The sequence below is a fragment of the Dyella silvae genome (assembly GCF_026421305.1).
In the GTDB taxonomy this organism is placed as follows: Bacteria; Pseudomonadota; Gammaproteobacteria; order Xanthomonadales; family Rhodanobacteraceae; genus Dyella; species Dyella silvae.
This window is the reverse complement of sequence record NZ_JAPJBQ010000001.1, coordinates 69524-82465: the sequence shown is the minus strand read 5'-3', so window position 1 is coordinate 82465 and position 12942 is coordinate 69524. Positions and strand designations below refer to the sequence as shown.

The following is a 12942-nucleotide window of genomic DNA, read 5'->3' as shown; positions in this document are numbered from 1 at the left end:
AATTCCTGCCTATTTGATTTCACGCGAGACATCACAGTTTGCCAAACCCGTTGAAGACAACGTTGTCATTGCAGGGCGCGAAGACGACACGTCTCCGGCCCTGGCCGGCCACGGCACGCAGGGTTGGCCAATCCCAAGGGGTCACAAGGCCAGAGACCCGCAGCCGTTCGCCACTGACACCTTCCGCTTTAGTCACGCAACACAACCAGGAGGCCCTCCCATGCGCTTGAAGAAGTCGGTTGTTTGGCTACGCACGGCACTCCATGCCATCGGCACTGCCGCAGGTGGCGCGATGGCGATGAGTTTGATGACGATGGCTCCCGTACAAACGGCGCATGCGCAAAGCGCGCCCGCCTGTGCTGCAGCGTGGAGTGCGAGTACCGCCTACAGCGGCGGCGCCGTCGTCAGCGAGAGCGGCATCAACTACGTCGCCAACTGGTGGACCCAGGGCAATGACCCAGCCACCAACCATGGCGTGACCGGCTCCGGACAACCATGGACCTCGCAAGGCGCCTGCGGCGGCAGCGGAAGCTCCGGTGGTGGCACGGGTAGCGGCGGCGGCGGTGGCGGTGGCGGTTCATCGGGCACCTGCGCCGCTGCATGGACATCGACCACCGCTTACAACGGCGGCGCCGTCGTGAGCGAAAACAGCACCAACTACGTCGCCAATTGGTGGACCCAGGGCAACGATCCCGCCACCAGTAGTGGCCCCTCGGGCTCCGGCCAGCCGTGGACCTCGCAAGGCTCCTGTACTGGTAGCAGTGGTGGTGGCACGGGTGGCGGCACCGGTGGAGGAACGGGCGGTGGCACAGGTGGCGGCACCGGTGGTGGTGGCACAACCAATCCGCCGGGTACCGGCGCCAACCTGCTGTTCAGCCCGTACAAGGACGTCACGGTCAATCTCAACTGGAACACCAATGCCATGCAGACGGCGACCGCAACGGGCTCGGCCATTCCCGTCGTCGGCGCCGGCAGCCTCAAGTCGAACTACGTGACCAACCTCAGTGCACTCACCCTTGCCTTCGCTACGGGCGAATGCGGCAGCGAAAACTGGGGCGGCGTACCGGGCGCAAGCTTCGCCAGCGCAAACATCTCTGCACTTTCCAGTGCTGGCCTGCCCTACGTGGTCTCCACCGGCGGCGAAGCAGGCACCTTCACCTGCGGCAGTACCGCCAACTTCGCTACGTTCCTGTCGCGCTACATGTCGCCGCAAATGGTGGGCGTGGACTTCGACATCGAAGGTGGCCAATCGCAAACCGACATCAACAACCTTGTCGCTGCCGCCGCCTACGGCCAGTCGCTGTATCCCACTCTGCGCTTCTCCTTCACCATCGCCACGCTCGGCGCATCCGACGGCAGCTACGGCGGCGTGAACAGCCTGGGCGATATGGTGGTGAAGGCCATCAAGGCTTCCTCGCTCACCAACTACACCATCAACCTGATGGTGATGGACTTCGGCGGCCCAAGCGCCAGCGTCTGCGTGGTCTCGGGGAGCGTGTGCGATATGGGCCAGAGCGCTATCCAGGCCGCCGTCAATCTGGAACACACCTACGGCATCTCGCCCAACAAGATCGAGCTGACTCCGATGATCGGTGTCAACGATGTGTCGAGCGAGAACTTCAGCGTCGCCAACGCCGACACCATCACCAGCTACGCGGTGTCCAACGGACTTGCCGGCCTTCACTTCTGGTCGCTGGACCGCGACAACCCGTGCAGCCAGACCACCGCCTCGGCAACCTGCAACTCGGTGCCGAGCAGCACGCCGCTGCAGTACACGAAACGGTTCCTCAGCGATCTGGGGCGTTGATTGACACCACGCGAGCCGGGCTCATCATCCGGCTCGCGATCCCCTCCTCGTTGCATAGGGAAACAAAAAGCCCCGCACATGGCGGGGCTTTTTGTCATCCATGCGTGGCAACGATCAGGCGAACGGATCGTCCAGCACGATGGTGTCGTCGCGGTCGGCGCCGGTGGCGACGAGGGAGAGCTTGCAGCCCGACAGCTCTTCCACGGCGCGCAGGTAGGCACGGGCAGCGGCGGGCAGCTTGTCCCACTCGCGGATGCCAGCGGTGGATTCGTCCCAGCCCGGGAATTCCAGGTACACCGGCTTGCACTCGGCCCAACCATCGGCGTCGAGCGGAGCCAGCTCACGGCGCTTACCACGGTATTCGTACGCGATGCAGACCTTGATGGTCGGCAGGCCGTCGAGCACGTCGAGCTTGGTGATGGCCAGGCCGTTGATGCCGTTGATCTGCACAGCGCGCTTGAGTGCAACCAGGTCGATCCAGCCGCAACGGCGCGGACGGCCGGTGCTGGCACCAAACTCATTGCCGACCTTGCGCAGGCGCTCGCCCATCTCGTCTTCGAGCTCGGTCGGGAACGGACCGCCGCCGACGCGCGTGGCGTAGGCCTTGCAGATGCCCAGCACGTAGTCGATGTCGCCAGCGCCCACGCCGGTGCCGGCCAGTGCGCCGCCGACGGTGGTGTTGGACGAGGTCACATACGGGTAGGTGCCGTGATCGATGTCGAGCAGCGCGCCCTGCGCGCCTTCGTACAGGATGTGACCACCTTCCTTGCGCACGTCGTGCAGGATGGTGGCGACGTCATCGACCATCGGGCGGATGAATTCGCCGTAAGCCAGCGCATCGTCGAGCACGGTCTGGTAATCCACCGGCTCAGCCTTCAGCCACTGGGTCAGGATGAAGTTGTGGTACTCCACGGCGGCCTTGATCTTCTCCGGCAGCTCATGCGGGTACATCAGGTCGGCGACGCGCACGCTGCGGCGGGCCACCTTGTCTTCGTACGCCGGGCCAATACCGCGGCCGGTGGTGCCGATGGCGCTCTTGCCGGCGGCGATTTCGCGCGCCTTATCGACGGCAATGTGGTACGGCATGATGAGCGGCGTGGCAGGGCTGATCTTCAGGCGCGAGCGCACTTCCACACCCTGCGCTTCCAGCTCTTCGATTTCCTGCTTGAGCGCCTGCGGCGACAGCACCACGCCATTGCCGATCAGGCACAGCGCATCGTCACGCAGAATGCCCGAGGGAATCAGATGCAGCACGGTCTTCTTGCCGCCAATGACCAGCGTGTGGCCGGCGTTATGGCCGCCCTGGAAACGTGCCACCGCGCCGACCCGTTCGGTCAGCAGGTCGACGATCTTGCCTTTGCCTTCGTCGCCCCACTGCGCACCAAGGATGACTACTGACTTGCCCATGATGATCTTGCTCTCGTCAATTTGAAGAATCGGGTGCCCCGAAGGGCGCGAACTGTTCGAAACCTCTCGTCACTGGGCCCCAGGCTGCCTGGGACAACGGCGAGGTTTCGTTGGAATCCCGATGGGTTGAACGGCCCATCCGCCGTATTAACTCAATGCACCAGCTGCAGCGCTATCAATCCGACGCCGATAGCCGCTGCGCCAAACAAGCGCAGCATGCGCGGGCTGAGTTTCACCGCTTCGCGCATGGTGGCTTGCCAGCCACGCGGCGCGGCGAACAGCACCAGCCCTTCGATCACCAGCACCAGACACAATGCAACCACCAGCTCACGCGGCATCGCCCGTCACCACTCAGTGCCGTGACGACGCGCCGTCGTTGAAATACCGCAAGAACTCCGAATCCGGCTTGAGCACCAGCACACCCTTGCCGTCCTTGAACGACGTACGGTACGCGGAGAGGCTTCGATAAAACGCGAAGAACTCCGGGTCCTGGCCGTAGGCCTGGGCGTAGATGGCAGCCGCCTGGGCATCGCCCTCACCGCGCACCTTGGCCGCGTCACGCTCGGCTTCGGCCTTGATGACCTGCGACTGGCGATCGGCATCAGCCTTGATGGTTTCGGCGGCCTGCTGGCCGGTGAAGCGCAGCTCGTTGGCCAGCTGCGCGCGCTCGGCACGCATACGCTTGTACACCGACTCGCTCACTTCGTCCGGCAGGTCGATACGCTTGATGCGCACATCAACCACGGCGATTCCGAGATTCTTGCGCGAGGCTGCATCGGTCTGCTTGCGCACGCGTTCGGTAACGTCCTTGCGGCCGGCGGCAACCAGTTCCTGCAGGGTGCGGCCATTGAACTCAAAGCGCAGCGCGTCCTTCACGATGGGAGACAGGCGGTTGGCTGCCTGCAACTCGTCGCCGGCGGTCGCGCGGTAATACGCGGCGTTGTCGGCGATGCGCCACTTCACGTAGAAGTCGACGTTGACGCTCTTCTTCTCGGAGGTGAAATAACGCTCGGGCTGCGCTTCCAGCGTGAGGATGCGGTTATCGAAGGTCATCACCTGCTGGATGAAGGGCAGCTTGGCATGCAGGCCCGGCTGGTCGCCGGTGCGCACGATGCGGCCGAACTGCAACACGAGCGCAGTCTGGCCTTCGTGCACCACGAACAGGCTGTTGAAGCCGAGCAGCGCGATCAGCACGGCGATAATGCCGACGGCGAATTTCATGGCTGCTTCTCCTTGCCAGTCAGGCTGTCGCTGGCAGCGGACTGCATCACCGCGCCCACGCCCTGCACTTCCTTACCCGCCGCGCGATCGAGCGGCAGATAAATCATGTTGCGGCCACCGGAACCATCCAGCACCTTCGGGTTGTTGGACATCACGTCCTCGACGGTTTCGAGCCACAGGCGGCGGCGGGTCACGTCCGGCGCAGCCTTGTATTCCTTGAGAATCAGATTGAAGCGGGAGGCATCGCCCGTGGCCGTTGCCACGCGTTGCGCGGAATAGCCCTGGGCTTCGGCGGAGATGCGCGAGGCATCGCCGCGAGCCACCGGCACCACCTGGCTGGCGTAGGCGCGCGCGTTATTCTCGGTACCTTGCTTGTCTTCGCGGGCGGCGTTGACGTCGTCGAAGGCGTCCTTCACTTCCTGCGGCGGCGCCACGTTCTGGAAGCTCACGTCAGTGACCACCAGGCCGGCGTCGTATTCGTTCAGAGTGGCCTGGAGGATCTCGCGAGTCTGCTGCTGCAGCGTGTCGCGCGTCTGCGCATTGACTGCCGTAGCGGCTGGCGCGGCGGGGGCCGTCGTGCTGCTGGCCGATGCAGGCGCGGCGACCGGCTCCGTACCCTGACTGGTAAGAATGTTGTCCATGATGTTGGCGCCCACCACCGTGCGCACGGCGGCCTCAGCTGCCTGGCGCAGCGTGTCCTCCGGCGGACCGCTCAGCGAGAACAGGTACTTGCGGGCATCGGACACCTGGTACTGCACGTTGAAATCGACCGAGATGATGTTCTCGTCGCTGGTCAGCATGCGCACTTTGTCGGACACCGAACGCACTTCGGTGGTACCGACCTTGGTCACCGTCTCCACCGGACCCGGTAACTTGAAGTGGAAACCCGGCGGCAACGTACGGGAGTACTTGCCGAAACGCAGTACCACGCCAGCCTGACGGGCATCGACAATGGTGTAGCTGCTCATCACCAGCCACACCAGCAGAAAGGCCAGCAGGATGGTGAACACGCCACCGGCACCGCCACCCAGTTTGCCGAGGCGGTCGCGGATTTGCTTGAGCATGTCCTCCAGACCCGGCTTGTTGCCGGGCTGGCGGTTCTTGCCCCAGGGATCACGTTGCCCGTTGTTGCCGGGTTCGTTCCAGGCCATGGTCAGTCTCCTTGAGGCCGCTGGGAGGCCGGCAGCATTAGCCGGAAAGCGCGTTGAGCGGGTTTGGGCATGGTGTCGGGGGCTTGTCGTGGCAAGTGTGCCGCCGAGGCACGGATGGCCGCACAAACACTGGGCATTCTATCAGAGCCGGACAGGGATTCCCTCCTCGTCCCGCTCCTACAGGGTTTCAGGCTCTTCTGCGGTGCCGAGCAGGCTGCGCAGCAGCGCGGCCTCAGCGGCGCTGCCACCACTGAGCGGGGCGATGACGCTGCGCGGAGCGTCGATGCTCAGGCGCCAGCCTTCTTCGTCCACCTCTTCGCCGGCAATGGCGCCAGCCGCCTTGAGGCGGGCATGCAGACGGCCAGCGGAATGTGGCAGACGCAACTCCGATTGCACGCGCTCCCCGCCCAGCAGCTCGCCCAGCGCCTGACGCAACAGATCCAGCCCCTGTCCGGTCGCCGCCGACAGCCAGACCGTGGTCGGCCGGCCATCGCCATCGCGATCGATGCGCGGCTCCATCCCCGCCAGGTCGATCTTGTTCATGACGCGCAGCTGCGGCAGGTCGCCCGCGTCGATCTCTTCGAGCACGGTGTCGACCACCCGCGCCAGCCGCTCGCGCTCCTCGTCGGCGGCATCGCTGACGTGCAGCAACAAGTCGGCGTCGCGCGCCTCGGCCAGGGTGCCGCGGAAAGCGGCCACCAGGTCGTGCGGCAGTTCGCGGATGAAACCGACGGTATCGGCCAGCACCGCCGGCCCGCAGGACAGACCATCGAGCTTGCGCACCGTCGGGTCCAGCGTGGCGAACAGCAGATCAGCGGCAAACACCTCACCTTCGGTGAGCACATTGAACAGCGTGGACTTGCCGGCGTTGGTGTAACCCACCAGCGCCACCCTGGGCACAGTGTTGCGCAGACGGGCGCGGCGCTGCTGCACACGCTGGGTCTGCACCTTCTCCAGCCGCTTGCTGAGCATCTTCACCCGCTCGGCGAGCAGGCGGCGATCGGTTTCAAGCTGAGTTTCGCCCGGACCGCGGTTGCCGATGGCACCGCCACGCTGGGCATCCAGATGGGTCCAGCCACGCACCAAACGGGTAGCAAGGTGCTTGAGCTGAGCCAGTTCTACTTCCAGCTTGCCTTCGTGCGAGCGGGCACGCTGGGCAAAGATGTCCAGGATCAGGCCAGCGCGGTCCACCACACGGATATTGAGCAGCTTTTCGAGGTTGCGCTCCTGCACGGGCGTCAGGAGGTGGTCGATCAGCACCAGATCCGCTTCGAGAGCGCGCGCGGCCTCGGCCACCTCATCGGCCTTGCCGGTGCCGATGTAATAGCGGGGATTGGGAACGTCGACGCGTGCAGTGATGCTGCCGAGAATCTCGGCACCAGCCGACCCGGCCAGCTCGGCGAACTCTTCGGCGCGTCGCTCCGCATCACCCATGCCGCGCGAGTGCGGGAGAACCAGTACGGCGCGTTCGCCTTTCTTTTGACGATCAAACACGAGGGCGGATAGACCTATATCAGCGATGCCACGCCGCGGGCACGATCGCCCGCAGCGTTGGCTGGAGTGGAGAGTGTATGTCGACGCCGGACTAGCCAGGCGCCGTCCCTACTCAGATGGGTTGCCCGCCTCGCTGAATCAACCTTCCGTGTCGCCGGCCGCCATGGCCGTGTCGGGATGACCCTCATGACCATTGCCGACACGCACGTTGCGGCTCGGCACCACGGTGGAGATGGCGTGCTTGTAGACCATCTGGCTCACCTGGTTGCGCAACAGCACGACGAACTGATCGAAAGATTCGATGGTGCCCTGAAGCTTGATGCCGTTGACCAGGTAGATGGCGACCGGAACGCGCTCCCGGCGCAGTGCATTGAGAAATGGATCTTGCAACGATTGCCCTTTGGACATTTCTTGTTCTCCCCTTGCAAACGGACGGGCCGGAGAAAAGACGCGCAAGGCGCCCCGGCCCAAGACTTATGAATATTAACCACTTTTAAACCGTTGATGAAAGAGAAAATGCTTCCATCTACGAGGTGTGAAAAAGACGTTCAGATGGCGTCTCACCGATGGCTACATCGGCTCGCCGAGAAACAGTTGCAGGGCGTCCCGCGCCCGCTCTCTCAGAAGCGGTCGGTCCGGATCAAGCACGCGAGCATCCAGCTCGCTGCGCAACCAGGTGATCTGCCGCTTGGCAAGTTGGCGCGTCGCAAAAATGCCGCGATCGCGAAACGTTGCCGCATCCGACTGGCCGTCCAGATATTCCCAGGCCTGGCGATAACCGACGGCCCGGATCGCCGGGAGATCCTCATGCAGGTCGCCACGCGTGCGCAGTGCGCGAACTTCATCCAGAAAATTCGCAGCGACCATGGCGTCGAAGCGCTGGGCGATCCGGACGTGTAGCGGCGCACGATCCGCAGGCAACAAAGCAAGCTTGAGCACACGCCAGGGGAAGCGCAGGCCGTTGCCGCCTTGCTGCTGGTCAGACAAAGGGCGCCCGGTGAGCTCGATCACTTCCAGCGCGCGTTGTATGCGCTGCGCATCATTGGGGCCGATGCGGCCAGCGGCAGCGGGATCCTTTTGTCGCAGTCGTTCATGCAGCGCAGACCAACCCAGCGCCGTGGCTTCGCTCGTGAGCCGTTCGCGAATGGCGGGGTCCGCTACCGGCAGCTGAGACAAGCCCTGTTGCAAAGCGCGGAAGTACAGACCCGTTCCGCCAACCAGCAATGGCACCTTGCCCTTGGCCGTGATGCCCTGCATGGCTGCGACGGCATCCTGCCGAAAGTCCGCTGCCGAGTAAGGCTCGGCGGGATCGCGGATATCGATGAGGCGGTGAGGATAGCGCGCGAGCGTGGCGGCATCCGGCTTCGCGGTACCGATATCCATGCCGCGATAGACCAGCGCGGAATCGACGCTGATCAGTTCTACCGGAAATTGTTCGCTCAATTCGCACGCAAGCGCGGTCTTGCCCGACGCGGTCGGGCCCATCAGAAACACGGCAAGCGGGCGCTGATCGATCGGCATCCGCCCATTCTACCGGCGAATCTGCCGATTCCAGCAGGAGCGCGAAGGCTCAGGCGTAGAACTCCACCTTGCCGCCGACGAGCTGATACATCGAGCCGACGATCTTGATCTTGCCGTCCTTCTCCAGCCCCGCGAGCACCTCGCTGCGGCGGCGCATCTCATCGATGGTCCGACGTACATTGGTAGCGGCTACGGCATCGACAAAAGCGTCATTCTTGCTGCTTCGCTCGCCAGTGAACTGCGTGGCTTCGACGGCCGGCTTGATCTTGTCGAGCAAACCAGTGAGGTTGCCGAGCTTGGCGCTATCAATGGCACCTTTGATAGCACCGCAGGCCGTATGCCCCATCACCAGTACGACCTTGGCGCCCGCCAGTGCACACGCAAATTCCAGGCTGCCCAGCAGATCGTCATTGATGATGTTGCCGGCCACGCGGGCATTGAATGTATCGCCTATACCTGCGTCCAGAATGATCTCGGCAGGCGCACGCGAATCGATGCAACTGAGGATGACGGCGGCGGGATATTGGCCAGCGGCGCTCGCGCGCTTCTGTGCAAGATAGTCGTGCGACTGCATTTTGCCGGTACGGAAGCGCTCGTTGCCTTCCTTCATCAGCGCGATGATCTGATCAGGCGACAGACGGTCGCGTTGCTCCTTGGTCAACGCAGCCGCTTCCGCCACACCCGGGATAAGCGCGGGTACGCCTCCCAGGAGCCCTAAGGCAGTGAGGCCTAGAGCGGATTTCAAAAGCGTGCGGCGCCCGGCGTCTGCCTGTGTCGTACAGCAGTCATTCTCGTGGAGATTCATAACGCCCCCAAAGGCCTGTATGGCCCCCAAAAGAGACGTTAACTGGACGCCTCCAGCGATGAAACCGGTGTGAACTCCTGCCAATCCTTCCGCTTGCAGGAGCGCACGTGTGCGCGACCGGGGCAGACCATTACGCACCGGTCGCGCACAAGTGCGCCCTTACCTAAGGGAGTTACGTTCTGCTCAGTGCGCGGGCACGCCCAACTCTTCAAGCAGCCGCGGCGCCGGGTAGACCTTGTCCATCAGCCAGCGCATGTAGCGCAGGTCAACGTGGATGGCGCGCTTGTAGCGGGGGTCGAACATCCAGCTGGCGCTGACCGCTTCCCAGTTGCTGTCAAAGTTGAGGCCCACCAGTTCGCCCTTGGCATTGAGCACGGGCGAACCGGAGTTGCCGCCCGTCGTGTCGAGGTTGCTGAGGAAGTCCACCGGCATGACGCCGCTCCCGGCGTCGGCATAGCCCCGGTAATCGCCCTTCGCAATGGCGTCCAGCAACGGCTTGGGTGCGTCGAACGGCTCGGCGCCGGTGTTCTTTTCAACGATGCCCCGGGTGGTGGTCAGCGGTTCGTACGAAACGCCATCACGCGCCTTCAGCGGCGTCACCTTGCCGTAGCTCACGCGCAGCGTGGCGTTCGCGTCCGGATACACCGCGCGCCCCTGCTTTTCACGATACGCGATCAACGCCTCCATGTAAGCCGGTCGCAGACGCAGCAGATCGCCTTCGCGCGCTTTGCGCTCATCGTCCATGCGCAGCAGTGCCGGCTGCAGCTGTGCGGCCAGCTCCAACAGCGCATCGTCCGACTGATGGAACGCCATCGCATCGGCCTTCAACCATTGCAGCCGCTGTGCCTCGTCACCCAGTCGAGTGGCTGCGTACACATGATCCAGTTTCGCTTTCAGCTCGGCAGGCGTGCGCCCGAAGGCGGCGTCGAATTCGGGCACCCGCTGTGCATCGGGCAGCTTCTGGTAGCGAATGAGCAAAGCGCTCAGCAGCTGCTTTTCGACCGCCGAATCGTAGCGACGCTGCACCTGACGCAACATGCCGGCGATCAGATCCTCGTCACGTTGCTGATAACCCGCTTCGCGTTGCGCATCCGGCTTGCCGCGCTCGTGGGCGAGCCGCTGCAAGGTCAGCGCCGAGCGCATCAGCTGCGTCTGCGATTGCAGCAGCCCCAGCAACAAATCGCGTTCGCGCATGGCATTGGCCGTTGCGATGAGCTGATTCATCTGGTCAATCTGCGGACGCAAGGTACTTGCCTCTTGCTGCGACGCAAGCCAGGCCAGCATCGCATCCTCGTCCTTGCGCCGGATAGCGACAGCATCACTGCGCTTAAGGCCATCCAGTTCACCGATGAAACGCTTAATGCCGTTCTTCAGCGATTGCAGTTGAGAGGCGTAGCGGATAGCTGCCTGACGGTCCTCCCGCCCGGTGTCCTCGATCACCGCCTGCAGTTGCTGCATCACCTGGACCGTCGTCGGCAAGCGCCATTGCACCTGATCTGCGAACTCGGCGGCCGTACGGTGGCGATAGGTGATGCCCGGGTAGCCGGCCAGCATCACGAAATCCCCTTCGCGGACGCCCTGCGTGGCCACCTGCAGATGGGCCGGAGGGTGATAAGGCACGTTGTCCTTGGCGTAATCCGCCGGCTTGCCGTCGGGTCCGACGTAGGCACGCAGCAGAGTGAAGTCGCCGGCATGACGCGGCCAAACGAAGTTGTCGACCTCGTCGCCGTAGTTGCCGATGGCACGCGGCGGCGCATAGACCAGTCGCACGTCCCGCAGCTCGAGCTGTTTGACCAGATAGAAGTCGCGCCCGTAGAACATGTTGACCACGCTGCAGCGCATGCCCGGCTCACGCTCGCACTCGGCCACCAGCGCCTTGCTGCTGGCGTCGACCGCATCGAAATAGGCCCGCCCGCTCTTGCCTCTGGAGGTGGCCAGCACCTTGTCGGTGACCTTGTCGAAACCGGTGGTGACGCGCAGACGGAAATCCGGATTGGCGGGCAGCTCTTCCGCGCGCTCGTGCGACACGAAGCCGTTCTGGATCAGGTCGCGCTGCGCATTGCTGTTGTACTGAATGACCCCGAACGCCACGTGGTGATTGGTAAGCACCAGGCCATCGCTGCTGACAAAGGCACCCGTGGCGCCGCCCACTTTCACCACCGCGTTCAGCGGCGCCTTGGTCAGGTCGGCCAGATCGGCAGGGTTGCCCTGGTAGCCAGCCGCACGCAGCTGCTTGCCAATGGCCGGCAACTGCGAGGGCATCCACATACCTTCATCGGCTTGCGCGGCGGTCGCCATGGCCAGTCCTATCGCTGCAGCCAGCAGTTTGTTCATTGCTCGCATCGTCTTGCCCTCGGGCCATCGCAAAAAATTGCGACCATAATCCCTGACGGCTCCCCGGGCAACGCTGCAGTGCAAGAGGTCAGTCTCGCGCGGCGTCCTATAATGAATGTTTTCCCGCCCTTCCCCACGGAAATCCCATGCCTCAGATGATGAAAGCCCTGGTCAAGCGCAACCCCGAACAGGGCATCTGGATGGAAGAAGTGCCTGTTCCCGAGGTCGGCCCCAATGAGGTGCTGATCAAGATGGAAAAGACCGCGATCTGCGGTACCGACCTGCATATCTATAAGTGGGACGACTGGTCCCAGCGCACCATCAAGCCGGGCCTGACCATCGGCCACGAGTTCGTCGGACGCATCGTGGAGATCGGCCCGGGCGTGACCGGCTACAAGATCGGCGACCGCGTTTCGGCCGAAGGCCATATCGTCTGCGGCCACTGCCGCAACTGTCGCGCCGGCCGCCAGCATTTGTGCCCCAACACCGTCGGCATCGGCGTGAACCGCAATGGTGCGTTCGCCGAATACATGACGATGCCGGCCTCGAACCTGTGGCCGATTCCCGACCAGATCCCGTCGGAGCTGGCTGCGTTCTTCGACCCTTACGGCAATGCCGCGCATTGCGCGCTGGAGTTCGACCTGATCGGCGAAGACGTGCTGATCACCGGCGCCGGCCCGATCGGCATCATCGCCGCCGGCATCGCCAAGCACGTGGGTGCCCGCAACGTGGTGGTCACCGATATCAACGATTACCGCCTCAAGCTGGCGGCGGACATGGGCGCCACACGCGTGGTGAACGTGGCCAACCAGTCGCTGAAGGACGTGATGAAAGATCTGCACATGGAAGGCTTCGACGTGGGCCTGGAGATGAGCGGCAACCCGCGCGCCTTCAACGACATGCTCGACTGCATGTACCACGGCGGCAAGATCGCCCTGCTCGGCATCCTGCCCAAGGGCGCCGGCATCGACTGGGACAAGGTGATCTTCAAGGGCCTCACCATGCAGGGCATCTATGGCCGCCGCATGTACGAGACCTGGTACAAGATGACCCAGATGGTGTTGACCGGCTTCCCGCTGCAGAAGGTGCTCACGCACCAAATCCATATCGACGATTTCCAGAAGGGCTTCGACCTGATGGACGCCGGCAAGTGCGGCAAGGTCGTCTGCTCCTGGACCTGAGCGTAACCTGTCACACCTTGG

At 63.6% G+C, this 12942-nt stretch carries 11 protein-coding genes; 2 read left to right on the top strand and 9 right to left on the bottom strand.

Annotated features, from left to right (window positions below):
• The first annotated feature begins 220 nt into the window (after positions 1–220).
• Positions 221–1807, top strand: coding sequence for a carbohydrate-binding protein (locus OQE56_RS00360; protein WP_267220460.1), 1587 nt, complete (start codon positions 221–223; stop codon positions 1805–1807).
• A gap of 114 nt (positions 1808–1921) precedes the next feature.
• Here OQE56_RS00360 and OQE56_RS00355 read toward each other — a convergent pair whose 3' ends face one another.
• The 9 genes from OQE56_RS00355 to OQE56_RS00315 all read right to left on the bottom strand — a co-directional run bounded on the left by OQE56_RS00355 (position 1922) and on the right by OQE56_RS00315 (position 11740).
• Entirely contained in the window at positions 1922–3214 is a 1293-nt protein-coding gene (locus OQE56_RS00355) for an adenylosuccinate synthase (RefSeq protein WP_267220459.1), read from the bottom strand.
• A gap of 152 nt (positions 3215–3366) precedes the next feature.
• Positions 3367–3552, bottom strand: a complete 186-nt coding sequence (locus OQE56_RS00350) for a DUF2065 domain-containing protein (RefSeq protein WP_267220457.1) — start codon at positions 3550–3552, stop codon at positions 3367–3369.
• A gap of 13 nt (positions 3553–3565) precedes the next feature.
• The gene (hflC, locus tag OQE56_RS00345; RefSeq protein WP_267220455.1) at positions 3566–4435 is read right to left on the bottom strand and encodes a protease modulator HflC; all 870 of its coding nucleotides are present in this window, start codon (positions 4433–4435) and stop codon (positions 3566–3568) included.
• On the bottom strand, positions 4432–5586 hold the full coding sequence (hflK, locus tag OQE56_RS00340; protein ID WP_267220454.1) for an FtsH protease activity modulator HflK: 1155 nt from the start codon (positions 5584–5586) through the stop codon (positions 4432–4434). The genes hflC and hflK overlap by 4 nt, the downstream gene beginning before the upstream one ends.
• Before the next feature lie 177 nt (positions 5587–5763).
• Positions 5764–7080, bottom strand: coding sequence for a ribosome rescue GTPase HflX (gene hflX, locus OQE56_RS00335; RefSeq protein WP_267220452.1), 1317 nt, complete (start codon positions 7078–7080; stop codon positions 5764–5766).
• A gap of 138 nt (positions 7081–7218) precedes the next feature.
• Complete coding sequence (gene hfq, locus OQE56_RS00330) at positions 7219–7488, bottom strand: RNA chaperone Hfq (protein WP_267220450.1); 270 nt, start codon at positions 7486–7488, stop codon at positions 7219–7221.
• Positions 7489–7650: 162 nt separating this feature from the next.
• The gene (gene miaA, locus OQE56_RS00325; RefSeq protein WP_267220448.1) at positions 7651–8601 is read right to left on the bottom strand and encodes a tRNA (adenosine(37)-N6)-dimethylallyltransferase MiaA; all 951 of its coding nucleotides are present in this window, start codon (positions 8599–8601) and stop codon (positions 7651–7653) included.
• 49 nt (positions 8602–8650) lie between these two features.
• Positions 8651–9406 carry a carbonic anhydrase family protein gene (locus OQE56_RS00320; RefSeq protein WP_267220445.1) on the bottom strand — a complete coding sequence of 252 codons (756 nt, stop codon included), beginning with the start codon at positions 9404–9406 and terminating at the stop codon, positions 8651–8653.
• 183 nt (positions 9407–9589) lie between these two features.
• A complete protein-coding gene (locus OQE56_RS00315; RefSeq protein WP_267220444.1) occupies positions 9590–11740 on the bottom strand; it encodes a S46 family peptidase in 2151 nt (716 codons plus the stop codon).
• 146 nt (positions 11741–11886) lie between these two features.
• Between OQE56_RS00315 and tdh the strand changes: the two genes are divergently transcribed.
• Positions 11887–12921, top strand: coding sequence for an L-threonine 3-dehydrogenase (gene tdh / locus OQE56_RS00310; protein ID WP_267220443.1), 1035 nt, complete (start codon positions 11887–11889; stop codon positions 12919–12921).
• The last annotated feature ends 21 nt before the right edge of the window (positions 12922–12942 follow it).

What these genes read in the sequence shown, in the direction of transcription:
- hflC (WP_267220455.1), bottom strand. Translation starts at nt 4,435, where the DNA reads ATGAAATTCGCCGTCGGCATTATCGCCGTGCTGATCGCGCTGCTCGGC.
- miaA (WP_267220448.1), bottom strand. Translation starts at nt 8,601, where the DNA reads ATGCCGATCGATCAGCGCCCGCTTGCCGTGTTTCTGATGGGCCCGACC.
- hfq (WP_267220450.1), bottom strand. Translation starts at nt 7,488, where the DNA reads ATGTCCAAAGGGCAATCGTTGCAAGATCCATTTCTCAATGCACTGCGC.
- OQE56_RS00315 (WP_267220444.1), bottom strand. Translation starts at nt 11,740, where the DNA reads ATGAACAAACTGCTGGCTGCAGCGATAGGACTGGCCATGGCGACCGCC.
- OQE56_RS00350 (WP_267220457.1), bottom strand. Translation starts at nt 3,552, where the DNA reads ATGCCGCGTGAGCTGGTGGTTGCATTGTGTCTGGTGCTGGTGATCGAA.
- hflK (WP_267220454.1), bottom strand. Translation starts at nt 5,586, where the DNA reads ATGGCCTGGAACGAACCCGGCAACAACGGGCAACGTGATCCCTGGGGC.
- OQE56_RS00320 (WP_267220445.1), bottom strand. Translation starts at nt 9,406, where the DNA reads ATGAATCTCCACGAGAATGACTGCTGTACGACACAGGCAGACGCCGGG.
- OQE56_RS00360 (WP_267220460.1), top strand. Translation starts at nt 221, where the DNA reads ATGCGCTTGAAGAAGTCGGTTGTTTGGCTACGCACGGCACTCCATGCC.
- tdh (WP_267220443.1), top strand. Translation starts at nt 11,887, where the DNA reads ATGCCTCAGATGATGAAAGCCCTGGTCAAGCGCAACCCCGAACAGGGC.
- OQE56_RS00355 (WP_267220459.1), bottom strand. Translation starts at nt 3,214, where the DNA reads ATGGGCAAGTCAGTAGTCATCCTTGGTGCGCAGTGGGGCGACGAAGGC.